The following is a 25,345-nucleotide window of genomic DNA, read 5'->3' on the forward strand; positions in this document are numbered from 1 at the left end:
CGAGGGACTGATCAGATGATGACAGCCACCGCCCCGCGCTTCGGACGGTTCCCGGTCCGGGTGCTGCTCGCCGTGACCGTGCTGGTGGGCACACTCCTCGGCGCGCTGCTGGCCGGCGCGAGCCCCGCGGCGGCCCACGCCGCGCTGACCGGGAGCAACCCGAAGGACGGGGCGGTGGTGGCCACCGCGCCCAAGGAGGTCACCCTGACCTTCTCCGAGCAGATCGCCATGGGCGACGACTCGATCCGGGTCCTGGAGCCGAGCGGCAAGCGCGCCGACACCGCCAAGGTCCGCGACCTCGGCACCGGAGGCACCGTCGCCTACGGTGTCGATCTCCACGCCGGCCTGCCCGACGGCACGTACACCGTCGCCTGGAAGGCCGTCTCCGCCGACAGCCATCCGGTATCCGGGGCCTTCACCTTCTCCATCGGCGCCCCTTCCAGCACCACGGTCGCCCTGCCGGAGGAGCAGGCCGGGGGCGGGATCGTCGGCTTCCTGTACGGCGTCGCGCGCTACGTCGCGTACGCCGGTTTCGTCCTGCTCGTCGGTGGTGCGGCGTTCGTGCTGCTGTGCTGGCAGCGAGGTGCGGCGGTACGGCCGGTGCAGCGCCTGGTCGTGCACGGATGGGTCGCCATGACGGCGTCCACCCTCGCCATGCTGCTGCTGCGAGGGCCTTACACCTCCTCCGGCAGCCTCGGCGACGTCCTCGACCTCGGGGCGCTGCCCGCGGTTCTCGAGACCAAGACGGGGGCGGCTCTCGTCTCACGGCTGCTGCTCCTCGGGGCCGCCGCGCTGTTCGTGGCCGTCCTGTTCGGCGCCTTCGCGAAACGCGAGGAGGGGGCCGAGAAGAAGGACCTGAGCTTCGGGCTCGCCATCGGCGGCACGGTCGTGGCGGCCGGGATCGCCGCGACCTGGGCACTGTCCGAGCACGCCTCCACGGGCATCCAGTCGGCCGTCGCGATGCCCGTCGACGTGCTGCACCTGCTGGCCGTCGCCGTCTGGCTCGGCGGCCTCGCCACGCTGCTGACCGCTCTCTACCGGTCGGCGGCGGTCGAACGCCGCGCGGTCCGGCGGTTCTCCACCGTCGCCTTCACCAGCGTCGTGGTGCTGGCCGCGACCGGGCTGTACCAGTCATGGCGGCAGGTCGGCTCCTGGTCGGCGCTGACCGGGACGACGTACGGTCGACTGCTCCTGCTCAAGGTGGGGCTCGTCGCCGTCATGGTCGGCGTCGCATGGATCTCCCGGCGCTGGACGGCGCAGCTCGCCGAGGTCGCGGAAGCCGAAGAGGTGACCGAGACCGCGGAGACCGAAGACGCAGCGGAGAAGGACAACGACGCGGGCGCCTCCACCGATCCCGCGCGCGAGGCCCAGCTCGCCCGTCAGAAGGCCGCCGTGGCGACGGCCGAGCGGAAGCGGAACCGGGACGCGGACCACGAGCGTTCGGGACTGCGCCGTTCCGTGCTGGCGGAGACAGGCGTCGCGGTTGTCCTGCTCGCCGTGACGACCGTGCTCACCTCCACCGAGCCGGGCCGTACGGAAGAGACCGCCAAAGCCGGTAACGCACAGGCCGCGCCCGCCGCTCCGGCGGGGCCGACGGAGATCAGGATGCCGTTCGACACGGGCGGCCCGAGCGGCAAGGGAACGGTGCGGCTCAGCCTGGACCCGGCGCTCTCCGGCGCCAACGACATGCACGTATGGATCGAGTCGCCGGACGGCAAGGCGCTGGACGCCCCGGAGGTGAAGGTCTCCTTCACCCTCAAGGCCAAGGAGATCGGCCCGCTGCCCATCACCCCGGACCGCATCACCGCGGGACACTGGACCGCGAGCGCCGTCCAGATCCCGATGCCGGGCGACTGGCAGGTCAAGGTGACCGTGCGGACCTCGGACATCGACCAGACGACCATCGACAAGAACATCAAGATCGGCTGAACCAGCGTGACACCCCTGACTCCCGCGAGCGGCGCCTCCTCCGGCCACGACGGCATCTCCAGACGACGACTGCTCGGCACCGCGGGCGCCGCCGGCGCGACCGGTCTCGTGCTGGGCGCGGCGGGCGGCGCCGCGGCGTACGCGGTGGCCGTGGAGAGCCCCACGGCGCTCTCCACGGTCGGGGCCACGGGTGTCGCCTTCCACGACCGCCCGCACCAGGCGGGCATCACCGAACCCCAGCAGGCGCACGGCCATCTGGCGGCCTTCGACCTCGTACCCGGCGCGGGGCGCAAGGAGGCGGCGGCGCTGATGCGGCGCTGGTCGTCCCTGTCCGCCGACCTGATGGCCGGCCGGCCCGCCGGCGACGGCGACACGGGCGTCGCGCTGGACGCGGGACCGTCCTCGCTCACCGTCACCTTCGGATTCGGCCGTACCTTCTTCGACCGCACGGGCCTGGTGGCGCAGCGGCCGCCGGGTCTCGACCCGCTGCCGGCGTTCTCCTCCGACCAGCTGGACGCGGGACGTTCCGACGGCGATCTCTGGGTACAGATCGGGGCCGACGACGCTCTCGTCGCCTTCCACGCGCTGCGCGCGATCCAGAAGGCGGCGGGTGCGGCGGCGCGGGTGCGCTGGCAGATGAGCGGCTTCAACCGCTCGCCCGGCGCGACCGCGCAGCCGATGACCGCGCGCAATCTGATGGGACAGGTCGACGGCACAGGAAATCCCAAGCCGTCGGAACCCGACTTCGAGCAGCGGATCTTCGTACCGTCCGGCAGTGATCAACCGTGGCTCGACGGCGGGTCGTACGCCGTGGTGCGCCGCATCAGGATGCTGCTCGACGACTGGGAGAAGCTCTCGCTCCACAAGCAGGAGCAGGTCATCGGACGGCGGAAGTCGGACGGCGCCCCGCTGACCGGCGGCACGGAGACGACGGAGCTCGCCCTCGACGAGACCGGGCCGGACGGGAAGCTGGTCGTGCCGGAGAACGCGCACGCCCGTATCTCGGCGCCGGAGCAGAACGGCGGAGCCGCGATGCTGCGCCGGCCCTTCTCCTTCCATGACGGGTTCGGCCCGGACGGAACCCCCGACGCCGGGCTGCTCTTCATCTGCTGGCAGGCCGACCCGCTGCGGGGCTTCGTGCCCGTGCAGCGCAAGCTGGACCGGGGCGACGCCCTCTCGGCATTCATCCGGCACGAGGCGAGCGGACTGTTCGCCGTGCCGGCGGCCCCGAAGAAGGGCGAGTACGTGGGGCAGCGGTTGCTGGAGACGTGATGGGCGGTTCCGCGGCCCATTAGGGTGACGGTATGTCGGCCACGCGCTTCACATATCTCGGTCCCGAGGGCACCTTCACCGAAGCCGCCCTGCGTACTCTCCCGGAAGCCGCGACCAGGGAACTCGTCCCGATGGTCTCCGTCCCCGCCGCGCTCGACGCCGTACGGGCCGGGGAGGCGGCGGCCGCCCTCGTACCGATCGAGAACTCCGTGGAGGGCGGCGTCACGGCCACGCTCGACGAGCTGGCCTCGGGCGAGCCGCTGATGATCTACCGCGAGGTGCTGCTGCCCATCGCCTTCGCGCTGCTGGTGCGGCCGGGGACGAAGCTCTCCGAGGTGAAGACGGTGACCGGCCACCCGGTCGCACAACCGCAGGTCCGGAACTGGCTGCGCAACAACCTTCCCGACGCGCTGTGGGAGTCGGCCGCCTCCAACGCGGACGGCGCCCGGCTGGTGCAGGAAGGCCGCTACGACGCCGCCTTCGCCGGCGAGTTCGCGGCGGCCACGTACGGCCTGGTGCCCCTGGTCAGCGAGATCCACGACGCGGAGAACGCGGAGACGCGCTTCGTCCTGGTGGGGCGGCCCGCGAGGCCCTCGGCCCCGACCGGTGCCGACAAGACGTCCGTCGTCATCTGGCTGGGCGACGACCACCCCGGCGCGCTGCTGGAACTGCTCCAGGAGTTCGCGGTGCGCGGCGTCAACCTGATGCTGATCCAGTCCCGGCCGACGGGCGCCGGCATCGGCAACTACTGCTTCGCGGTGGACGCGGAAGGCCATATCGCGGACCGGCGGGTGGGCGAGGCCTTGATGGGGCTGAAGCGCATCTGTCCCAAGGTGCGTTTCCTCGGTTCCTATCCGAGGGCCGGTGTGACGGCGGACGACGTGCGGCCGCTGCGTGCCGGAACCTCGGACGTGGAATTCACGGCCGCGTCCGACTGGCTGGCGCGCTGCCAGGACGGCCGGGCCTGAGGCGTCCTGCCCTGGGGCGGCTGGTCCTACCTGCAGATTTTCGTTGTCCACAGAACTTTTCCACAGGCACGCTTCTCGACCTGGGGACAAGTCGACAACAGAACGTCACAGGGTCGACAAATCGGCCGACCCGCACACTTCCGTCCACAGAGCGACAGGTCGGCCCCTGTCACCCAAATTCCATTGATCAACTCTTTGGAGCGAGGAATTCCCACCCGAATGAGTGTGTGAGGCCGGTTTGAGATGGGAATTCCCGGCCCTGCGGACGCCCACCGGAATGATCACTTCCGTAATCCACAGATCATGCACACAGGCTGTGGATAACTTTACGGACCGGCGCATCCCTGTGGACAAGCCCCTCCAGGCGCGGCCGCCGGGGAGCATCCGGCCAAAGCTGGAAGCACCCCCGTGCACCCTTTCGGCGAAAGAGCCTTGATTGTTTGACGCTGCCTGATTTGTTGTGCCGCACCTTTATCAATTTGGCCAACTGCCCACAATCCGGGCAAAGCGACACGCACTTAGATATCGGGTGGGGTGGGGCGAGTCGGCACCGGTAGCCTGGTGGGGTGATTGACCTTCGCCTGCTCCGTGAGGACCCTGACCGTGTCCGCGCCTCCCAGCGCGCCCGTGGAGAGGACGTCGGCCTCGTCGACGCCCTGCTCTCCGCCGACGAGCGGCGAAGGTCCTCGGGCCTCCGCTTCGACGAGCTGCGCTCCGAGCAGAAGTCGCTCGGCAAGCTGATCCCCAAGGCCACGCCGGACGAGCGCGCCGAACTGCTCAAGAAGGCCGAGCAGCTCAAGAGCGACGTCAAGGCCGCCGAGGCCGAGCAGAACGACGCCGAGGAAGAGACCCGCCGGCTGCTGCTGCAGCTCGGCAACCTCGTCCACGAAGACGTCCCGGTCGGCGGCGAGGAGGACTTCGTCGTCCTCGAGACGCACGGCACGATCCGCGACTTCGGCGCGGAGGGCTTCACCCCCAAGGATCACCTCGAGCTCGGCGAGGCGCTCGGCGCCATCGACGTCGAGCGCGGCGCCAAGGTGTCCGGCTCGCGCTTCTACTACCTCACCGGTGTCGGCGCGCTTCTCGAGCTCGCCCTCGTCAACGCGGCGATCGCGCAGGCCACGGAGGCCGGCTTCATCCCGATGCTCACGCCCGCGCTGGTCCGCCCGCGCGCCATGGAGGGCACCGGGTTCCTCGGCCAGGCCTCGGAGAACGTGTACCACCTGGAGAAGGACGACTACTACCTGGTCGGCACGTCCGAAGTACCGCTCGCCGCGTACCACATGGACGAGATCCTCGACGCCGACAAGCTGCCGCTGCGGTACGCCGGCTTCTCGCCCTGCTTCCGCCGGGAGGCCGGCACCTACGGCAAGGACACCCGCGGCATCTTCCGCGTCCACCAGTTCGACAAGGTCGAGATGTTCTCGTACGTCGCGCCGGAGGACGCGGAGGCCGAGCACAAGCGGCTGCTGGACTGGGAGAAGCAGTGGCTGACCGCCCTGGAGCTGCCGTTCCAGGTGATCGACGTGGCCACCGGTGACCTCGGCGCGTCCGCGTCGCGCAAGTTCGACTGCGAGGCGTGGATCCCGACGCAGGGCAAGTACCGCGAGCTGACCTCCGCCTCGAACTGCGACGGCTTCCAGGCGCGCCGCCTGTCCGTGCGTATGCGCGAAGGCAAGAAGGTGCAGCCGCTGGCGACGCTGAACGGAACGCTGTGCGCCGTGCCGCGCACCATCGTGGCGATCCTCGAGAACCACCAGCTGGCCGACGGTTCCGTGCGGGTTCCCGAGGTGCTGCGCCCGTATCTGGGTGGACGCGAACTGCTGGAGCCGATCTCCAAGTGAGCCCCGCCCCCTTCCCGTACAAGCTCGTCGCCACCGACCTCGACGGAACGCTGCTGCGCGGCGACGACACGGTCTCGCAGCGCACGCGCGACGCGCTCGCCGCTGTCACGGAGGCGGGCGCCGCGCACATCGTCGTCACCGGTCGTGCGGTGCCATGGACGCGGCACATCCTCGACGACCTCGGGTACGACGGTCTGGCGGTCTGCGGGCAGGGGGCGCAGGTCTACCACGCCGGCGAGCACCGGCTGCTGACCTCCGTGACGCTCGACCGGCAGCTGGCCGGGCTGGCCCTTTCCAAGATCGAGGCCGAGGTGGGGCCGCTGCTGCTCGCCGCGAGCCGCGACGGACTCGAGGGCGACGTGCTGGTCGGCTCCGGTTACCGGGTGCTCGAGGGCCCGCTTCCGTACGTGCCCATGCACGACCCCGCCGACCTGTGGGCAGCACCGTTGAACAAGGTCTACATACAGCACCCGACGCTCGGCGACGACGAACTGGCGAAGGCGGCCAGGGAGACGGTCGGGAACCTGGTGGACGTGGTCATGGCCGGCGCGGGCGTCGTGGAGATCCTGCCGCTGGGACTGAGCAAGGCCACCGGCCTGTCACTGGCCGCCCGGCGGCTGGGACTGCGGGCGGCGGACACCATCGCCTTCGGTGACATGCCGAACGACATCCCGATGTTCGGCTGGGCGGCGCACGGCGTGGCGATGGCGAACGCGCACGACGAACTGAAGGCCGTGGCCCACGAGATCACCGCGTCTAACGACAACGACGGCATCGCGGTGGTGCTGGAGCACCTGCTCGCCGGTTGAGTGTCCGGGAGGGGGCGGCCCGCGCGGATGCGCGCTCGAAGCGGCCGCCCCCTGGGCGGCCGCCCGGCGGCCGTGCGGAGTGTGATGACTACTCCGCGGCCTGCCGGTTGCCGCCTCGACGGGAGCACGACGGACTCGGGCTCGAACCCTCGGTCATCGCCGCGCTCCTCTCCCGGTCGGTGGCGCCGGTCGCACAGATGTGCTGTCCCGGCCCCACAACTGTGCCGGGCCGGTCGGTCCGGCGCCACCGATTAATCAGCGGTGCCTGCGACGACGAAGATCCCGCAACTGACGGGCGAAGTCGTCCATCCTGGCGTCCATCCGGGCCATGTCGTCGGACAGCTCGCACAGCCGGTTGCTCATCGCGGCGACGACCCGGTTGGTGGCGTCGAGCCGGTGGTCGAGGCGGTCGAGCCGCTCCGACATCCGGTTGAGCACCGGACCCAGTTCCTGCAGGGCCGTGCCGACACCGGCGAGGCAGTGCTCGACGGCTGTGACACGCCGGTCGAGGGAGGCGTAGCCCTCACGCAGGGACTCCTCGGCGTCGAGGAGGTGGGTGCGGACGCGGCGGGCGATGTCACTGTCGCGCAGCAGCATCGCGATGTTGAGCACCGTCCGGCGGGTGAAGAGGGTGAGGCTGGAGCGGCGCTGTGGATAACTTTTCGCTCCGGCCGCGGATGAGAGTGACATCTTGTCACTCTGATATTCGCGCAGGTCAGAGCCACGCAGTACGTGCATTCCGTTCTCTGCGAGCTCCTCGCGGTGCCGTGACGTCACCTGCCTGATGACCTCTGTGGATACTTCGAAGTAGCGCGCGACGCCCTCTGTGGACACATGAATGCTGTCGGGCAGCAGGGCAAGAGCCTTCACCTTGTCCAGCGCCTCGACCCGCCCCGCGTGCTCGACGCGCATCGCGCGCGACTCGAGCAGGGCAATTTCCGTCGGCATGGGAATGCCTTCCGTTCGTGAAACCTTCAGGGACAGCCCTCTCCCCGGGCCCAGGAGCGGAGGTCGGCTCACGGTGCATCCCACTCAATGACCGGCCCGGGCGAGAACGTCGCCCCGGCACCGGCAATCCCCGACTTCACGAACCCTCGACGTCACGAACTCCAGTTGCCTCCACGCACGGTGGACAACGAGCCGATAACCGTACAGTTACGCGATATGCCGCGGCCCCTGCCGGAAGGGCAGGGGCCGCGGCCGGGACCGATCGCGGCTCACTCCTCGCCGGCGAGCTTGAGCACCCGCAGCTTCTGGCCCGCGTACCAGGTCGCGGCCACCGTGACGCCGGCTAGCAGCGCCACCGCCGCGGGCAGGCCCACGTCGGAGCCGATCAGCCCTTCGCCGCCGATCTTCTCGGCGAGCGCCAGCGACCACTGCTGGACGCTGAGCGTGCGGGCGCCGGGCACCAGGCTGCCGAAGAGGGTCTCCCACACCAGGGCGTAGACGAGGCCGATGACCACCGCGTGCCGGCTGACCGTGCCGAGCAGCAGGAAGAGCGCGCTGTAGGCGATCGACGCCACCAGGGCCGCCACGGTGTAGGCGATGGCCACCTGCTGGCCGTTGCCGTTCAGGATGAAACCGGCGATGAACGTGGGCACCGCGGAGAAGGCCATCGTGACGGCGATCGCGACGATGAGTTTGGTGAAGATGATCGTCGGCCGCTTCACCGGCTTGGCGAGCAGATAGACGATCGAGCCGTCGTCGATCTCGGGGCCGATCGACCCCGTGCCGGCGATGACACCGATCAGGGGCACCATCGTGGCGATGGCGAACCCGCCGAGGACATCGGCGGCGACCTGGTCGTCCGCCCCGTTGAAGCCCCGTACGGCGGCCGCGATCAGCAGCAGCAGTCCGGGGAGCACGAACAGGATCGCGGCTCGGCGCCTGCCGAGGACGGCCCGATAGGTGAGCCGGGCGACTGTGGGGTTGTACATGTCCGTCACAGCTCCTTTCAGGCCGCTACGAGGTAGGAGAAGACCGACTCGAGGGACTCGTCCGAGGGCGAGACCGTCAGCAGCCGGATGGAGTGCTCGCGGGCGACCTTCGGAAGGAGCTCGGTGAACCGGCCGAAGTCGACTGCCTGGATACGCAGCGCGCCCTCGGCCAGGTCGACCTCGATCCCCGCGGTCGACGGGTCGGCGATCAGGGCGGCGGCGAGCGCCCGGTCGTCGCTGGAGCGCACCAGATAGCGGTGCGGCCGGTCGGTCATCAGCCGGCGGATACGGCGGAAATCACCGCTGGCCGCGTGGCGTCCGGCGACGATCACCTCGATGTGCGAGGCGAGTTGCTCCACCTCCTCCAGGATGTGCGAGGAGAACAGGACCGTGCGGCCCTCGGCGCCCATCCGTCGCAGCAGATCCATCAGCTGCATCCGCTGGCGCGGGTCCATGCCGTTGAACGGTTCGTCGAGCAGCAGCACCGACGGGTCGTGCACGAGGGCGGAAGCCATCTTCACCCGCTGGCGCATGCCCTTGCTGTACGTGGAGACCTTGCGGTCCTGCGCGTACTCCATCTCGACCGTCGCGAGAGCCCTTTGGGCCTCCTTCGCGCCCAGGCCGTGCAGTTCGGCGTTGGCGACCACGAACTCACGGCCGGTGAGGAAGTCGTACATCGCCTCCCGCTCCGGGACGACCCCGATCTGCCGGTAGACGGACTCGTTGCGCCAGATCTGGGCCCCGTCGAGGGTGACGGTGCCGTTCGAGGGGGCGAGGAAGCCGCCCATCATGTTGATGAGGGTGGACTTCCCCGCGCCGTTGGGGCCGAGGAGGCCGGTGACGCCGGGGCCGATGGTCATCGTCACGTCGTTGACGGCGACGACGTTGCCGAACCACCGCGAGGTGTTGTCGATGCGAAGAGTGCTCATGGGCGCAGCGCATTCCTAGGAAGGGTGGTGGCGGGCGACGGTTCCGGGCTCACAGCCCGACCTTTCGGTAGCGGCGCATGAGGACGCCGTACGAACCGGCGACGAGCGCGAGGACGACGAGCAGATAGACGACTCCGACGCCGGCGCCGGGTCCCTCGCCGCCGGGGAAGGCGGAGGTCGCGCCGAGGAAGGCGGTCTGCAGCCCGTCGATGAGCGTGACCGGTGAGAACAGGCCCAGCCACTGGATCACTCCGGCGGAGCCCGTCTCCCAGGCGATGGCCTGGACGGTGGAGACCGCGCCGTAGGTGATGGTGAGCGTCGCGATCACGGCGGCGACGCCGAAGCCGCGGCGGGGGGTGAACGCGGCGAGCACGAGCCCGATCCCGCCGAAGAGGACGGAGAGCACAGCCACGGAGACCAGTCCCTGCGCGAAGCCCTTCGTCTGGTCGGCGAAGTCGAACTTCGCCAGCAGCGCGCCCGCGTAGAGGATCACCAGCGGTGCGGCGGTGAGCACGAAGACGGCGGAGGCCATGGCCGCGAACTTGGCGAGGACGTAGTCGACGCGTTCGATCGGCCGTGAGAAGTACAGCGGCACGGACTTGAAACGCAGATCGCGGGAGACGGACTGCGGTGCCTGCGAGGCGAGGAACAGCGCGATCAGGGCCTGCATGATGATCGCGTAGCGCGTGTACTTCAGCGGCAGGTCGGTCATGTTGGGGGTGGCGACGGCCACGGCCACGATGATCGCCGCGACCATGCACATGATGCCGAGCAGGATCATCGGCAGCACCTTGGACTTGGCCGAGCGGCCGAGACCGAAGGCGCCGCGCAGCGACTGCGAGTAGAGGGAGCGGCGCGCGTAGGCGCGGCCGAGGCGGGGGCCGTCGTAGTTGCGGTATCCGATGTTGTGGATCCGCGTCGTACCGGGGACCTGGCCGCCCTGGGTCTGGGTGCTCATCAGGCCTGCACCTCCATGGCCTTGGCGGCCTCAGGGCGGAAGACCTCCGCGATGTGGTGGCGTCGCTGTTCCATGCGGACGAGCCCGAGGCCGAGTTCGGCGACGGCGTCGCGCACGGTGTCGTACGTCTCCTCGCCGGCCGCCTCGAGCAGGAGGATGTGGCCGGCGCCGGGCAGCCCGTCCTCCGTGCGGTCGTGCAGCTTGAGCCCGGCGGCGGTGAGGGCCGCACGGAGCGCGGCCGTACCGTCGGGGTGTGCGTCGGAGTCGGTGACCTCGACCGCGAGGGTGGTCGTCGTCTGCGTGAACTCCTTGGTGGAACTGGAGCGCAGCAGGGTGCCGCCGTCCACGACGACGACATGGTCGCAGGTGCGCTCGAGCTCTCCGAGCAGATGAGAGGTGACCAGGACCGAGATGCCGAAGTCGGTGTGGACCCGCCGGATCAGGTTGAGCATCTCGTCACGGCCGACCGGGTCGAGACCGTTGGTCGGCTCGTCGAGCAGGACCAGCTTGGGGTCGTGGACCAGGGCCTGCGCGAGTTTCACCCGCTGCTTCATGCCGGTCGAGTAACCCCCGATGGGGCGGTACCGCTCCTCGTACAGGCCGACGTGGCGCAGCGTGTCCGCGGTGCGTTCTCGTGCGGCGGTCGGCGGGAGGCCGGACATGCGCGCCATGTGGACGACGAACTCCGTGGCGGAGACGTCCGGCGGCAGGCAGTCGTGCTCGGGCATGTAGCCCACCTGCTCGCGGATACGGGCGCCGTTGGTGGCGACGTCCAGGCCGAGCACGGCGGCGCGGCCTTCCGTGGCGGGGGACAGACCCAGCAGGATCTTGATCAACGTGGACTTGCCGGCTCCGTTGGCGCCCACCAGGCCGGTCACACCGGGGCCGATGTCCAAGGAGAGCCGGTCAAGCGCGGTCACCCTGGGGAACCGCTTGCTCAGGCTTTCGGTCGCGATCACAGTCACGTTTCGAAGGTAGTGGCGTGCGGCAGGTCTGACGTCAGCCTCGCGGCTCTTTCCGTCTCCGACTCAAGAGGTACAGGCCCGTAAGGGCTGTCCGACCTTGGTGGACGGGACCGTCGGGGGCGTACCCGGCGGTCGCGTCCCTCCACAGGCGCCGCATGCCCCTTGACGTAGCCGCCGGGCATTGTCACATTCATCAGTGGCAGGTTACGGCGCGTGCCGCCCGGGGGACGGACGGTGGCAGGGGGATCCGGGGGCTCGGTGACCGCATGGCGGCCGCGGCTCCGACGACCCTGGCGAAGCGCTTTTCCGGCCGGACGATGCCCGCGTGCGGAAGCTGTGCCGAGGAGAGGACCGTTGAGCGTGCGAGGACTGCCGACGGCGCGCGAGCGCCGGATCAGTACGGGAGGGATCGAGCTGTGCGTCGCCGAGCTCGGCGACCCGACACGGCCGACCGTGGTGCTCGTCCACGGCTACCCCGACAGCAAGGAGGTCTGGTCGGAGGTCGCGACCCGCCTCGCGGAAAGCTTCCATGTGGTGCTGTACGACGTCCGTGGACACGGCCGCTCCACGGCCCCGGTCCCGTTGCGCGGCGGATTCACCCTGGAGAAGCTGACGGACGACTTCCTGGCGGTCGCCGACGCCGTGAGCCCGGACCGGCCCGTGCACCTGGTCGGACACGACTGGGGCTCCGTGCAGGGATGGGAGTTCGTCACGGTCGGGCGCACCGAGGGCCGCATCGCCTCCTTCACCTCCATGTCGGGCCCGTCCCTGGACCACTTCGGCCACTGGATCAAACGACGGACGATGCGTCCCACCCCCAGGAGGGTCGGACAGCTGCTCGGCCAGGGCGCCAAGTCCTGGTACGTGTACCTGCTGCACACACCGGTACTGCCCGAGCTGGCCTGGCGCGGCCCGCTGGGCAGGTACTGGCCGGGGATTCTTCAGCGGGTCGAGAAGGTGCCCCAGGGCGACTACCCGACGGCGTCACTGCCGCAGGACGCGGCCCGCGGCGCCTGGCTCTACCGCGACAACGTCCGTGCGCGGCTGCGCCGGCCGCGCGTAGACGCCCACGCCCACGCTCCGGTCCAGCTGATCACTCCGACCGGTGACGCGTTCCTCTCCGAGCGGCTGTACGACGATCTCGACGAGTGGGTACCGCGGTTGACCCGTCGCTCACTGGCGGCCAAACACTGGGTTCCCCGGACCCGGCCCGATCAACTCGGCACATGGATCACCGACTTCGTCGAGACGCACGAGGGCGGTGCCGACGGGTCGGGCGGGTCCGGCAGGCGGCAGACGGGGGCGCGGCCCGCAACGGGCCCGTATGCGGAACACTTCGCCGGCCGGCCGGTCCTCGTGACAGGGGCGGCCAGCGGCATCGGCCGGGCCACGGCGCTCGCCTTCGCGGCGGCCGGGGCGCGCGTCGTGGCCGCGGACCGGGACGCCGTCGGCGCGGCCGGCACGGCTGAGGCGTGCCTGCTCGGAGGCGCCCTCGACGCCTGGGCCGAGGTGGTGGACGTCAGCGACGAGCAGGCCATGGAAAAGCTGGCGGAGAAGGTGGCCGCCGAGTACGGCGTCGTCGATGTGCTGGTCAACAACGCCGGGATCGGGCTCTCCGGGCCCTTCCTGGACACGAGCTCGGAGGACTGGAAGAAGGTCCTGGACGTCAACTTGTGGGGAGTGATCCACGGTTGCCGGATCTTCGGCGGTCAGATGGCCGAGCGCGGCCAGGGTGGCCACATAGTCAACATCGCCTCCGCCGCCGCCTATCTGCCGTCGAGGGCCCTTCCCGCGTACAGCACCTCGAAGGCCGCGGTGCTGATGCTCAGCGAGTGCCTGCGCGCCGAGCTGGCCGGCCGGGACATCGGGGTCACCGCTGTCTGCCCCGGGATCGTCAACACCAACATCACCGCCACCGCTCGCTTCGCAGGGGTGGACGAGATGGAGGAGAAGCGGCGGCAGAAGAAGACGGCCCGGCTGTACGGGCTGCGCAACTACCCTCCGGAGAAGGTCGCGGACGCCGTCCTGCGGGCGGTGGTGCGGAACCAGGCCGTCGTACCGGTCACTCCGGAGGCCCGAGCAGCCCACCTGCTGTCACGCGTCTCACCGGGACTGCTGCGCGCGTTCGCCAGAATCAGGCCGAGGCTTTGACGCTTGCCTCCGGCCGTAGTTGAGGGAGCGGGTTTGCCGGAACAGTCCGCAGCCGAATACCGGATCGAGGACCTGGCGCACCACAGCGGGGCCACGGTCCGGACCATCCGCGCCTATCAGGACCGCGGGCTGCTGCCCAGGCCGGAGCGGCGGGGCCGTTCCAACGTGTACGGCCCCGTGCACCTCGACCGCCTGCACCAGATAGCGGACCTCCTCGACCGGGGTTACACACTGGCTTCCATCAAGGAGCTTCTGGACGCCTGGGACACCGGCCGTGGTCTCGGCGGAGTGCTCGGTCTGGTGGCCGAGGTGCAGGGTCCGTGGACCGACGAGAAGGTCGCGAGGATCTCCCGCGCCGAGCTGGAGCGACGGTTCGGCGGGGTTCCCGACGAGGACGCTCTCGCGGAAGCGGTGACGCTCGGCGTACTGGAACCGGTCCCTGGCAACGAGGACGAATTCCTCGTACCTAGTCCACAAGAGCTGGCCGTGGCAGTCGAGTTGCATGCGGCGGGCGTGCCACTGGTCGCGATCTCGGGGCATCTCAAGGAGGTTCGGCAGCAGGTCGAGCACATTGCCTGCCGATTCCTGGAGTTCACGACGGAGCACGTCTTCGCGCGGTTCCTGGAGCATGGCCCGCCGACCGATGCCGACGCGACGGAGGCAGCGGCACTGGTGCGGCGGCTGCGCCCTCTCGCCCAGCAGACGATCGACGCCGAACTGGCCCGTGCCATGCGGGTGTTCGCCACTCTCCACCTCCGTCAGCACCTCCTGCCCGACGCGCCGCCGAGAGCGGAGGAAGAGCGCACGACGGTCGCCCTGCCGGCCGGGACGATGCGGGCCGTACGGCGGCTGGTTGGCGTGGCCGACGCCGCGGCCTTTGTTCACGCCGCCACCGAACGGGAGCTGCACAACAGGACATTGGATGCATTGACGTCAAATTATGCGAAGTCAGGGCAAGTTGATCAAATCGACTGAGTTGCAAGAGGAGTTCTCCACAGAATCGCCAATTCCCCTGTGGATAAGCGGAGTTGGTTGTGGATCAAACCTCGGTGCCGAACTTTTCTCAGTGGCGTCGGCGACATCCCACCGGGCACGCTGGCGGCATGAACCCGAAACCTGAGAACGGCGGAGCAGCGCCGCCCGACGAGAGACGCACCGTCAAGGTGTCGAAGTACCTCTCGAAGCATCTGCGTCACCAACCGGAGCGGATCGGCATCACTCTCGACGCCAACGGCTGGGTGGAGATCGACGAGCTGATGCGTGCCGCGTCCGAGCACGGCTTCCGTTTCACCCGTGCAGAGCTCGACCATGTCGTCGCCGTCAACGACAAACGCCGCTTCACCATCGAGGGCACACTGATCCGCGCCAACCAGGGGCACACCGTCGCCGTCGATCTCGACCTGCCCACCGCGGAGCCACCCGAGTACCTGTACCACGGGACCGTCTCCCGCAACCTGGACGCGATCCGCGCGGACGGCCTGCTGCCCATGGCCCGACACGACGTGCACCTGTCGCCGGACCGGGAGACGGCGACCCGCGTGGGCGCCCGGCGCGGCCGCCCCGTCGTCCTCTCCATCCACGCGGGAGCGCTGCACCGGGCCGGCCATGTCTTCCGGGTGAGCGCCAACGGCGTCTGGCTCACCGCCTCCGTACCGCCCCGGTTCATCCGCTTCCCCGACGCACGGCGCCCCTGAGGGCAGCGGCGCCCGCGTCCGCGTCAGCCGCCCAGCTGGGCCGGCGCCTCGGTCGCGATCCGCTCGAAGACCGCCTGGTCGGCGGCGAAGTCCGAGTCGGGGATCGGGGCGTGGACGACGATCTCGGTGAACCCGAGCTCGATGTGCTTGCCCGCGAAGTCCACGAACGCGTCCAGTGACTCCAGCGGACGCCCGCGGTCGGGGGTGAAGCCGGTGAGCAGGATCTTGTCCAGCTCCGCCACGTTCCGGCCGGTCTCGGCACAGGCCTTGGCGAGCTTGTCGATCTGGCCGCCGATGGCCTCCAGGGACTGCTCGGGGGTGCCCGTCTCGAACAGCTTCGGATCTCCGGTGGTCACCCATGCCTGCCCGTACCTGGCTGCAAGCTTCAGCCCGCGCGGGCCGGTCGCGGCGATCGCGAACGGGAGCCGCGGCCGCTGTACGCACCCAGGGATGTTCCTGGCCTCCACCGCCGAGTAGAAGGCCCCCTCGTGCGTCACGGAACCCTCGGTCAGCAGCCGGTCGAGCAGCGGCACGAACTCGGCGAAGCGGTCCGCCCGCTCCCGCGGTGTCCACGCCTCCTGGCCCAGGGCGGTGGCGTCGAAGCCCGTTCCGCCGGCACCGATCCCCAGCGTGATCCGCCCGTCCGACACGTCGTCCAGCGAGATCAGGTCCTTCGCCAGGGTCACCGGATGCCGGAAGTTCGGCGAGGTGACCAGCGTCCCGAGGCGCAGCCGCTCGGTCGCCGCGGCAGCGGCGGTCAGCGTCGGGACGGCCCCGTACCAGGGACCGTCACGGAAGGTCCGCCACGAGAGGTGGTCGTACGTGTACGCGGTGTGGAAGCCGAGCTGCTCGGCGCGCAGCCATTCGTCGCGGCCACCGCTCCGCCAGGGGCGGACGGGGAGTATCACAGTGCTCAGACGCATGGCCCCGAGCCTACGTGGCCGGGCCGGTTTGCCGGTGTCCACTCAAATGTGCGCCCTCTCGCACGCACGTGCACCCGGTACGGGAGAATGAACCTGTGACCTCAGCTACCGATCCCCTCCGCCTGCCCGCCACCACACCCCGGCTGATCGCCACCGACCTCGACGGCACTCTGCTGCGCGACGACAAGTCGGTCTCCGACCGTACGATCGCCGCACTCGCGGCCGCCGAGGAGGCAGGGATCGAGGTCTTCTTCGTCACGGGCAGGCCCGCCCGCTGGATGGACGTCGTCAGCGCCCACGTCCACGGCCACGGACTCGCCATCTGCGCGAACGGCGCCGCAGTGGTCGACCTGCATGCCGGCGGCAAGATGCTGGAGGTCCGCGACCTGCCCCGGGACACGGCCATGGAGGTCGTGCGGACGCTGCGCACGACCGCCCCCGGCACGGCGTTCGCGGTCGAGCTGACGACCGGCATCCACTACGAGCCCGACTATCCGCCCTTCCATCTCGACCCGGGGGCGACCATCGCTCCCGTGGAGAAGCTGCTCCACGAGGAGGAGCCGGGCGAGGGCGCCCCCGTGCTCAAGCTGCTCGCCCACCATCCGGACCTCCAGCCTGACGGCTTCCTCACGCTGGCCCGCACGGCGGCGGGCGCCGTCGCGTCGTTCACCCGCTCCAGCCCGACCGCGCTCCTGGAGGTCAGCGGACCGGGCGTGAGCAAGGCCAGCACCCTCGCGCTGTGCTGCGCACAGCGGGGCATCTCCTCCGACGAGGTGGTGGCGTTCGGTGACATGCCGAACGACGTGGAGATGCTGACCTGGGCCGGAACCTCCTACGCCATGGGCAACGCCCATCCCGACGTGATCGCGGCCGCCTCCGGGCGCACGGTCGCCAACAACGACGACGGTGTCGCGGTCGTCATCGAAGAGATCCTGGCCCGGCGCTCGGGGCAGCAGCTCTGACACGGGTTCCCCGCATCCTCGACGGTGTGCCGCGCTGAAGCAGAGGCCGTGCGCGGCTCCTGTCAGTGGGTCGACCGCTCAGAGGATCACACCGCGCTCGCGCAGCCACACGGCCGGATCCACACCGGAACCCAGATACGGCGTGAGCCGCACCTCGAAGTGGAGGTGCGGCCCCGTCGAATTCCCCGTCGTACCCGCCTGCCCGATCCACTGACCGGTGGCCACCCGCTCGCCCTGGTCGACGGTGACCCCCGCCAGGTGCGCGTACTGGGAGTAGTAGCCGTCGGGGTGCTGCACCAGGACCTCGATCCCGAAGGCCCCGCCGCACGACACGGAGGCCACCCGCCCCGCCCCGACCGACCGCACAGGGGCTCCGATGTCGACGGCGAAGTCCTGGCCCGTGTGCCGGCTCGCCCATCGCTCACCGGCACCTCCGAAACCGGCGGACAGCGCGTAGTTCTCCACGGGCGTCACCCACTCGGGGCCCCGCGGGGCCCTGCCCGGCTGCTCGATGCGTACGGCCCCGGCGCACCTGCCCGCCGCCACGCTGCGGTCCGCCTCGGCCTGAAGCTTCCACTGCGCGGACTCCAGCTTCGTCTCGATACCGCGCTTGACGACTGCCAGCCGTGCGTTGCGTGCGGCGAGGTTCTGCCATGCGGCACGGGCGCTCGTCTCCGCCGCGACGAGATCGCGCTCCGCCGTCCGCTCGCGGTCCAGCAGCCGGCTGACCGCCTTCTCGGCCCGGGCGGCGAGCCGGTAGCCGCGCAGCAGCGCATCCGGATCGTCCGCGAGCAGGAGGCGGCCGGTGTGGGCGAGCGAACCGCCGGTGCGGTACTGCTCCCGGGCGACGCCGCCGATGGCGTCATGGACGGCGCCGAGGCGCTCCCGTTGTCGGGCGACCCTGCCTTCGAGCCGCTTCGCCGTGGCCCGCTGCCGCTCCGCGGCGCGCCTGCCTTGCTCGTACTGCTCCGTCGCCTTGGCCGCCTCCGCGTACAGCCGTGCCACTTCGGCGCCCGCCGGTGGCGCCGGGCCGTCGGACGCCACGGCTGTGGATGCCGGCGTGCCGAGGAGCGTGCACAGCATCACCGGGACGATCAGAAACCGGTCGCGGTGTCTCGAGCTCATTGACGGATCGTCACCCGGGAACGGCGGGATGCCGGGGACCGGAACGGTGTCGTACGGCCGGCTGGCCCAGTCACAGCCGCAACACGGGCGACAACGAGGGTGCGGCCCCTCCGGTGGGGTCAGGCCGTCCGGGGACGGTCCGATCCCGGACGGCCACGTCGGGACCAGGGTCCCGTCGGTCCGAATCCGGGTCAGCCCAGTACCGGCCAGGGCCGCATCAGACACAGCCCGTCCGAGCCGGAACCGGGCCCAGGCCCGTCCAAGGCAGCATCAGACACCGGCCCGTCCGAGCCAGAACCGGGCCCAGCTCCGCCCCAGTAGGGTCAGGCACCGGTCCTCCAAAGCGGAAGCAGGGCCCCGGCAGGCGACGTCCGGCAACGGGTCCCGGTTGGATCAGGGCCGGACCAGGCCGACGTCGGTCGAAGACCGTTCGGCCCAACTCCTCCCCGCCCGGGCCAAGCCCGGGCCCGCCAGGTCCGGTCAGTCCCCGGTGGTCGGTGGCCGGAGCTGTCCCGTCGGCGTGGGCCGCAGCGGGGCCTCCCACGTGACGGTGGTTCCGGCCCCGTCGTGGCCGATGCCGGGCCCGTAGCGGCTCGATCCGCCGAGCGATTCCGCCCGCCGCGCGAGGTTGCGCAGTCCGCTGCGCCTGCCGCCGGGCGGCATTCCGACGCCGTCGTCGGCGACCGTCAGGCGTACGCCTTCGGTGCCGTCGGGGAGCCGCACGGTCGCGTCGACGACGACCTCGATGCGCGACGCACCCGCATGCCGGAAGGCGTTGGAGAGGGCCTCCCGAAGCGCTGCCACCAGGTTCTTCCCGGTGAGTTCGCCGACCGCCCGGTCGATCGGTCCGACGAAGCTGTGGCCGGGCCGGAAACCCAGCGGCACGGCCGCCATGTTGATCTCCCGCGTCACGCGGGTGCGCAGGCCCGAGGGCGCTTCCGCCGCCCCCTGCTGGAGGGCGAAGACAGCCGTACGGATCTCCTGGATGGTCACGTCGAGTTCGTCGACGGCCCTGCCGATTCCGTCCCGTACCGCGGGAACGGCGGAGCCGCGCTGTGCGCTCTCGAGCATCATGCCGGTGGCGAAGAGCCGTTGGATGACGAGGTCGTGCAGATCGCGGGCGATACGGTCCCGGTCCTCGAGCACCGCCAGCCGCTCCCGGTCCCGCTGGGCCTCCGCCATCATCAGCGCCAGCGCGGCCTGTGAGGCGAACCGGGTGGCGAGCGTGCGCTCTGCCTCGGTGAACGGGGGCGCCCCGGCCTCCCGCGGTGTGGCGAGCGCGCCGAGCACGCGTCCGCCGCTCTGCAGCGGCAGCATCATGGTAGGTCCGTACCGGTGGGCCACCCTGGTGAGCATCCGCGGGTCGGTGGCCGCGTCCGTGGCGAACACGGCCCGGCCCGCCAGGAGTCGGGCCACGACGGGACTGTCCGCGGGGATCACCACGCCGAGGGAGGCGGCGGGCCGGTCCGCGGAGACGGCGACGACCTCCAGGCCGCCGTCCTGGGTCGTCAGCAACACGATCCCGGCGGCCGAGTCGGCAAGGTGGCGCGCCTGTTCCGCGACGACGGAGAGCGCGTCGTCCGCGTCGCTTCCGGCGAGCAGCGCGGTGGTGACGGCCACCGATCCGTCGATCCACCGCTCGCGCCGGCGGGCCGCCTCGTACAGCCGGGCGTTGCCGATGGCGATACCCGCCTCGGCGGCGAGCAGCCTGACCATGTGGAGGTCGTCGACGTCGAACGACCCCCCGTCGGCCTTCTCCGTCAGGTACAGATTTCCGAAGATCTCGCCCTCGACACGGATGGGTACCCCGATGAAGGAACGCATCGGCGGGTGTCCGGGGGGAAATCCGGTGGCCCTGGGATCGGTCGTCAGGTCGGTGAGCCGTACCGGTGAGGGCTCACGGACCAGCGCACCCAGCAGCCCCCGCCGGCCGTCGGGCCGGCGCCCGATGCGCCGCGCCACCTCCTCGTCGACGCCGCACGTCACGAAGTCGGCGAGGCCCTGCCCCTGGGCGTCGAAGACGCCGATCGCCGCGTAGCGGGCGTCTGCCAGCGCGGCGGCGGTCCGGCAGATCCGGTCGAGCGTCCCGTGCAGTTCCAGTCCGGTGCCGACCGATCGCATGGCCTCCAGGAGCTGCGGCACCCGGGTGGTGACCTCCGCGGACAGCACCGGAGGGGCAGGCGCCTCCCGGGCCGCGGCATCGGATGGGCCCTGTGGTTCGGAGGCGGTCATGCCCTGAGACTAATTAGTCCCATTTGACAGGGAAAGTCGGGCACCGATCCGGTCGGCGGCGTACTCGCGCTCGAGCATCGTCCGCAGCGGCCCGTCGATCACGGCAAGGGCCTCGTACGTCCCTCGCTGCACCACCCGTCCGGATTCCAGCACCACGATCTCGTCGACCGCGTCCAGGCCGCGCAACCGATGCGTGATCAGCACGGTCGCCGGCGCTGTCGCGGCGGCGGCCGCCGGACCCGTCCCGTACGCGGGCGGGGCGGCTGTCGCTCCTGCCGGGCCTCCCGGACGCGTCACGTGCCGTTCCGTCACCGCCAGAAGGTCGGCGGTGAGCGCGTCGGCCGTCGCCAGGTCGAGATGTTCGGCGGGCTCGTCCAGTACGAGTACGGGGAAGGCGGCGAGGAGGGCCCGCGCCAGGGCGAGCCTCTGCCGCTGACCTCCGGAGAGCCGGGCGCCGTGCTCCCCGACGAGGGTGTCGAGTCCGTCGGGGAGGGCGTCGACCCAGTCCAGCAGCCGGGCGTCGTCGAGCGCTCCCCTCAGCTCCTCCTCCGTGGCGTCCGGCCGGGCGAGCCTGAGGTTCTCGCGTACCGAACTGTCGAAGAGATGGGCGTCCTGGGCACACAGCCCCACGAACCGCCGCACGGCGTCGCCTTCCATCTCACCGGCGGGCACACCGCCGAGGGTGTACGTCCCCGATCCGGCGTCCAGGAACCGGAGCAGCACCTGCGCGAGCGTCGTCTTCCCCGAGCCCGAGACACCGACGACGGCGACCCGCTTCCCGGGGGTCAACGTCAGGTCGAACCCGCTCAGCGCGTCCCGCCGCTGGTCCGCGTACCGGGCGCCGATACCGCGGAGCTCCAGCGGGAATGCCGTGGCGGGCGGAGCGGCCGGCCGGACCGGCTCCCGCACGGGAACGGGCGCGTCGATGACCTCGTACACCCGCTCCGCGCTGCGCGCGACCCGCCGCCGGTACTGCACCGCGAGGGGCAGGGCGGAGACCGCCTCGAAGGCGGCGAGCGGTGTGAGCACGACGACCGCCAGGCTGGTCCCGTCGAGACGCCCCGCCGCCACCGCCTGCACACCGACCAGTGCGGTACCCACCACGGTCAGGGAGCAGACGAGGGCGGAGAGCCCACCGCCGAGCGCGGTGGCGGCGGACTGGCGTGCCGCGATGCGGGTCAGTGCCCGGTCGGCGTCGCGTGCCGAAGCGACACGCCGCGGCAGCGCACCGGCGACGGACAGTTCGGCCGTCCCCCTCAGCAGGTCGACGACCCTGGTCGCCAGGACGCCGCGGGCGGGGGCGAGTTGCCGCTCGGCACGCCGGGCGATCGTCCCGCCGATCAGCGGGACGCCCACTCCTGCCACGAGCAGTCCGACGGCGAGGACCAGGCCCGCCTCGGGCAGCAGCCAGGCGGTGAAACCGACCGACCCGGCGCAGACCAGGACCGCCGTGCCGGCAGGCAGCAGCCAGCGCAGCCAGTAGTCCTGGAGGGCGTCCACATCGGTGACGAGCCGGGACAGCAGGTCACCGCGCCTGGTCCGGCCCAGTCCGGCTGGCGCGATGCGTTCGAGCCTGCGGTACACCTCGACGCGCATCTCGGCGAGCATGCGCAGCACGGCGTCGTGGGACACGAGCCGCTCCGCGTACCGGAAGACGGCGCGTCCGATCCCGAATGCCCGGGTGGCCGTCACGGCCACCATCAGGTGCAGCACCGGCGGCTGTTCGGACGCACGGGAGATGAGCCATCCCGACACGGCCATGAGCCCGACCGCCGAGCCGAGAGCGAGACTGCCCAGCAGCAGGGCCAGTGCGAGCCGTCCGCGCAGGTGCCGGGCCGCTTCCCGTACCCGTACCAGCGGCCGGCGTGCCGTCCCGCCCGGCGCTCGGGCCGGGGCCGGACTTCCCGCAGACGCCGGATCGGCCGCCATAGCTCCCGCCGCCTTGGCTGCCGTTGCCGCCGGTGCACCGATCTCCGCATGCTGAGGGACTGCCGGCCGGGAGAGTGTGACGACCCGGTCCGCCACCGCCAGGAGTGCCGGACGGTGTACGACCAGCAGCACGGTCCGGCCCTCGGCCAGCCGCCGCACCGCCTCGACGATGCCTTCCTCCGTCGCCCCGTCCAGCGCGGCCGTCGGCTCGTCGAGCAGCAGCAGCGGCCTGTCCGCGAGGAACGCCCTTGCCAGCGCGAGCCGTTGCCGCTGCCCTGCGGAAAGACCGGCGCCGTCCTCGCCGATCAGCGTGTCCGGCCCCTCGGGGAGGTCGGCGACGAAGTCGTACGCCCCCGCCTCGCGCAACGCCCCCACGACGGCCGCGTCGTCCGCGTCCGGCCTCGCGAGCCGCACGTTCTCCGCGATCGTTCCGGCGAAGAGATACGGCAGCTGGGGAACCCAGGCGACCTGCCGCCTCCACTCCTCCATGTCCAGATCCGCCAGGTCCGTGCCACCGACGCGTACGCGGCCTTCTGCCGGGTCCACGAACCCCAGCAGCACGTCGAGCAGGGTGGATTTGCCGACGCCGCTCTCCCCGACGAGGGCGACCGTCTCGCCCGGCTCGACCACCAGCGAGGTACGGCTCAACGACGCTTCGCGACGGCCCTGGTGGCGGACCGTCACCCCGTCGACCTCCAGACGGAGCGTGCCGGGAACGGGAGCCGCACCGGATCGCCGCGGTGCGGTCTCGAGCACGTCGAAGATCTCCTCCGCCGCGGAGAGTCCCTCCGCGGCGGCGTGGAACTGGGCCCCCACCTGCCGGATCGGCAGGTACGCCTCGGGCGCGAGGACGAGGATCACCAGTCCGGTGTACAGATCCAGATCACCGTGGACCAGTCGCATACCGACACCCACGGCCACCAGGGCCACCGACAGCGTCGACAGCAGCTCCAGCGCGAAGGACGACAGGAACGCGATCCGCAAGGTGCGCATGGTCGCTCGGCGGTACTGGGTGGTGATGGTCCGGATGGACTCGGCCTGCGCCTTCGCCCGTCCGAACACCTTCAGTGTCGGCAGCCCCGCGACCACGTCCAGAAAGTGGCCGGACAGCCGGGACAGCAACCGCCATTGGCGGTCCATGCTCGACTGTGTCGCCCAGCCGATCAGCACCATGAACGCCGGGATCAGCGGCAGGGTCACCACGATGATCCCGGCCGAGACCCAGTCCTCCGTCACGATGCGGGCGAGCACCGCCACCGGCACCACGACCGCGAGCCCCAGTTGCGGCAGATAGCGCGAGAAGTAGTCGTCCAGCGCGTCGACGCCGCGCGTGGCCAGCGCGACGAGCGAGCCGGTGTTCTGTCCGCTCAGCCTGCCCGGCCCCAGCTCTGCGGCCCGTTCCAGGAGCCGGCGCCGGAGCTCGGACTTGACCGCGGCGCTCGCACGGTGCGCGGCCAGTTCCGTCAACCAGGAAACGGCCGCGCGTCCGACCGCCACCGCGGCCAGCAGCATCAGCGGTGTGCCCAGCCCCGCAGCGGACAGCCCTTCCTGGAACGCCCCGACCACCACCTCGGCGATGAGCATCGCCTGGGCGATGACCAGGACCGCTCCGGCGATCCCGAGCACCACTACTGCGGCCAGGAAGCGGCGGGTCGCGTGCGCGTACCGCAGCAGCCGCGGGTCGATCGGTTTCACGTGAAACATCCCCCGCTAGTGCGCATCGGCGATGTGCTGGGTGCCGATCCGCTTGCGGAACACCCAGTAGGTCCACCCCTGGTAGAGCATCACCAGCGGGGCAGCGACGGCCGCACACCACGTCATGATCTTCAGGGTGTACGGGCTGGACGAGGCATTGGTGACGGTCAGGCTCCATGCCTCGTCGAGAGTGGAGGGCATCACGTCGGGGAAGAGCGCCAGGAACAGCATCGCCACCGAGGCGGCGACAGCCACTCCAGAGAGAGCGAACGACCAGCCCTCCCGGACCGCCTTCACCGCGACGACCGATCCGGCCAGCGCCAGCACCGCCACGATCAGCGCCACCAGGCTCTTGCCGTCACCGCGCAACGCCTGGGTCCACAGCAGGAAGCCGAGCGCCGGGGCCATGGTGAGCAGTCCGAGCTTCAGGGCCAGTGCCCTGGCGCGGATCCTGATGCCCCCCGCCGTCTTCAGCGCCGCGAAGACCGCGCCGTGGAACGTGAACAGCGTGAGCGTCACCAGCCCGCCGAGCAGGGCGTACGGGTTGAGGAGGTCGAGGAGACCGCCGACGTACTCCTTGTTCTCGTCGATCTCCACGCCCCGCGTGATGTTCCCGAAGGCGACGCCCCACAGGAAGGCCGGCAGCAACGAGGTCCAGAAGATCGCGTGCTCCCAGTTGGTCTGCCAGCGCTCCTCCTTCCGCTTGTGCCGGTACTCGAACGCGACGCCCCGCACGATCAGGCAGACGAGGATGAGCAGGAGCGGGAGGTAGAAGCCCGAGAAGAGCGTGGCGTACCACTCGGGGAACGCGGCGAACGTGGCGCCGCCCGCCGTGAGCAGCCACACCTCGTTGCCGTCCCAGACCGGTCCGATGGTGTTGATCAGGACACGTCGCTCCGAGCGGTCCCTCGCCAGCAGCTTGGTGAGGACGCCGATACCGAAATCGAAGCCCTCCAGGAAGAAGTAGCCGATCCACAGGACGGCGATGAGTGCGAACCAGACGGTGTGGAGTTCCATGCCTCA

19 protein-coding genes are annotated in these 25,345 nt (G+C 70.7%); 9 read left to right on the forward strand and 10 right to left on the reverse strand.

The annotated features are described in order from the left end of the window. Positions 1 to 18: 18 nt before the first annotated feature. The 5 genes from AB0K36_RS02300 (at position 19) to AB0K36_RS02320 (ending at position 6,822) form a co-directional block, all read left to right on the forward strand. A complete protein-coding gene (locus tag AB0K36_RS02300) occupies positions 19 to 1,929 on the forward strand; it encodes a copper resistance CopC/CopD family protein (RefSeq protein WP_364587713.1) in 1,911 nt (636 codons plus the stop codon). 6 nt (positions 1,930 to 1,935) lie between these two features. Beyond that, positions 1,936 to 3,201 (forward strand): iron uptake transporter deferrochelatase/peroxidase subunit, encoded by a 1,266-nt coding sequence (gene efeB, locus AB0K36_RS02305; RefSeq protein ID WP_364587106.1) that lies wholly within the window; start codon positions 1,936 to 1,938, stop codon positions 3,199 to 3,201. Between the two features lie 32 nt (positions 3,202 to 3,233). Continuing rightward, positions 3,234 to 4,169 carry a prephenate dehydratase gene (pheA, locus tag AB0K36_RS02310; RefSeq protein WP_159690004.1) on the forward strand — a complete coding sequence of 312 codons (936 nt, stop codon included), beginning with the start codon at positions 3,234 to 3,236 and terminating at the stop codon, positions 4,167 to 4,169. A gap of 566 nt (positions 4,170 to 4,735) precedes the next feature. After that, positions 4,736 to 6,013 carry a serine--tRNA ligase gene (gene serS / locus AB0K36_RS02315; protein WP_189474278.1) on the forward strand — a complete coding sequence of 426 codons (1,278 nt, stop codon included), beginning with the start codon at positions 4,736 to 4,738 and terminating at the stop codon, positions 6,011 to 6,013. Continuing rightward, on the forward strand, positions 6,010 to 6,822 hold the full coding sequence (locus AB0K36_RS02320; protein WP_364587110.1) for an HAD family hydrolase: 813 nt from the start codon (positions 6,010 to 6,012) through the stop codon (positions 6,820 to 6,822). Before serS ends, AB0K36_RS02320 begins: the two co-directional genes overlap by 4 nt. 255 nt (positions 6,823 to 7,077) lie before the next feature. Here the strand turns inward: AB0K36_RS02320 and AB0K36_RS02325 are convergent, their stop codons facing one another. The 5 genes from AB0K36_RS02325 to AB0K36_RS02345 all read right to left on the reverse strand — a co-directional run bounded on the left by AB0K36_RS02325 (position 7,078) and on the right by AB0K36_RS02345 (position 11,605). Continuing rightward, the gene (locus tag AB0K36_RS02325; RefSeq protein ID WP_364587113.1) at positions 7,078 to 7,770 is read right to left on the reverse strand and encodes a hypothetical protein; all 693 of its coding nucleotides are present in this window, start codon (positions 7,768 to 7,770) and stop codon (positions 7,078 to 7,080) included. A 269-nt stretch (positions 7,771 to 8,039) separates the two neighbouring features. Continuing rightward, on the reverse strand, positions 8,040 to 8,759 hold the full coding sequence (locus tag AB0K36_RS02330; RefSeq protein ID WP_159689993.1) for an ABC transporter permease: 720 nt from the start codon (positions 8,757 to 8,759) through the stop codon (positions 8,040 to 8,042). Positions 8,760 to 8,776: 17 nt separating this feature from the next. Then, positions 8,777 to 9,688 (reverse strand): ABC transporter ATP-binding protein, encoded by a 912-nt coding sequence (locus tag AB0K36_RS02335; protein ID WP_159689990.1) that lies wholly within the window; start codon positions 9,686 to 9,688, stop codon positions 8,777 to 8,779. A 49-nt stretch (positions 9,689 to 9,737) separates the two neighbouring features. Continuing rightward, on the reverse strand, positions 9,738 to 10,646 hold the full coding sequence (locus AB0K36_RS02340) for an ABC transporter permease (protein ID WP_364587117.1): 909 nt from the start codon (positions 10,644 to 10,646) through the stop codon (positions 9,738 to 9,740). Beyond that, positions 10,646 to 11,605 (reverse strand): ABC transporter ATP-binding protein, encoded by a 960-nt coding sequence (locus tag AB0K36_RS02345; RefSeq protein WP_364587716.1) that lies wholly within the window; start codon positions 11,603 to 11,605, stop codon positions 10,646 to 10,648. The genes AB0K36_RS02340 and AB0K36_RS02345 overlap by 1 nt, the downstream gene beginning before the upstream one ends. A gap of 360 nt (positions 11,606 to 11,965) precedes the next feature. On the opposite strand from AB0K36_RS02345, the gene AB0K36_RS02350 reads away from it, so the two are divergent. The 3 genes from AB0K36_RS02350 to AB0K36_RS02360 all read left to right on the forward strand — a co-directional run bounded on the left by AB0K36_RS02350 (position 11,966) and on the right by AB0K36_RS02360 (position 15,456). Continuing rightward, entirely contained in the window at positions 11,966 to 13,762 is a 1,797-nt protein-coding gene (locus AB0K36_RS02350; RefSeq protein ID WP_364587120.1) for an SDR family oxidoreductase, read from the forward strand. Positions 13,763 to 13,795: 33 nt separating this feature from the next. Continuing rightward, complete coding sequence (locus AB0K36_RS02355) at positions 13,796 to 14,737, forward strand: MerR family transcriptional regulator (RefSeq protein WP_364587123.1); 942 nt, start codon at positions 13,796 to 13,798, stop codon at positions 14,735 to 14,737. 128 nt (positions 14,738 to 14,865) lie between these two features. Next, positions 14,866 to 15,456, forward strand: a complete 591-nt coding sequence (locus AB0K36_RS02360; RefSeq protein WP_364587126.1) for an RNA 2'-phosphotransferase — start codon at positions 14,866 to 14,868, stop codon at positions 15,454 to 15,456. A 23-nt stretch (positions 15,457 to 15,479) separates the two neighbouring features. Here AB0K36_RS02360 and AB0K36_RS02365 read toward each other — a convergent pair whose 3' ends face one another. Next, entirely contained in the window at positions 15,480 to 16,379 is a 900-nt protein-coding gene (locus AB0K36_RS02365) for an LLM class flavin-dependent oxidoreductase (RefSeq protein ID WP_364587129.1), read from the reverse strand. 95 nt (positions 16,380 to 16,474) lie between these two features. On the opposite strand from AB0K36_RS02365, the gene AB0K36_RS02370 reads away from it, so the two are divergent. Beyond that, the gene (locus tag AB0K36_RS02370) at positions 16,475 to 17,341 is read left to right on the forward strand and encodes an HAD hydrolase family protein (RefSeq protein ID WP_364587132.1); all 867 of its coding nucleotides are present in this window, start codon (positions 16,475 to 16,477) and stop codon (positions 17,339 to 17,341) included. A gap of 78 nt (positions 17,342 to 17,419) precedes the next feature. Here AB0K36_RS02370 and AB0K36_RS02375 read toward each other — a convergent pair whose 3' ends face one another. The 4 genes from AB0K36_RS02375 to cydB form a co-directional block, all read right to left on the reverse strand. Beyond that, positions 17,420 to 18,466, reverse strand: a complete 1,047-nt coding sequence (locus AB0K36_RS02375; RefSeq protein ID WP_364587135.1) for a M23 family metallopeptidase — start codon at positions 18,464 to 18,466, stop codon at positions 17,420 to 17,422. A 480-nt stretch (positions 18,467 to 18,946) separates the two neighbouring features. Continuing rightward, the gene (locus AB0K36_RS02380) at positions 18,947 to 20,698 is read right to left on the reverse strand and encodes a sensor histidine kinase (RefSeq protein WP_364587138.1); all 1,752 of its coding nucleotides are present in this window, start codon (positions 20,696 to 20,698) and stop codon (positions 18,947 to 18,949) included. Between the two features lie 9 nt (positions 20,699 to 20,707). Beyond that, the gene (gene cydD / locus AB0K36_RS02385; RefSeq protein WP_364587141.1) at positions 20,708 to 24,322 is read right to left on the reverse strand and encodes a thiol reductant ABC exporter subunit CydD; all 3,615 of its coding nucleotides are present in this window, start codon (positions 24,320 to 24,322) and stop codon (positions 20,708 to 20,710) included. Between the two features lie 15 nt (positions 24,323 to 24,337). Beyond that, positions 24,338 to 25,339: a cytochrome d ubiquinol oxidase subunit II gene (cydB, locus tag AB0K36_RS02390; protein WP_364587144.1), complete on the reverse strand. Its 1,002-nt coding sequence runs from the start codon at positions 25,337 to 25,339 to the stop codon at positions 24,338 to 24,340. Positions 25,340 to 25,345 lie beyond the last annotated feature (6 nt).

The organism is Streptomyces kurssanovii (assembly GCF_040677245.1).
GTDB lineage: Bacteria > Actinomycetota > Actinomycetes > Streptomycetales > Streptomycetaceae > Streptomyces > Streptomyces kurssanovii.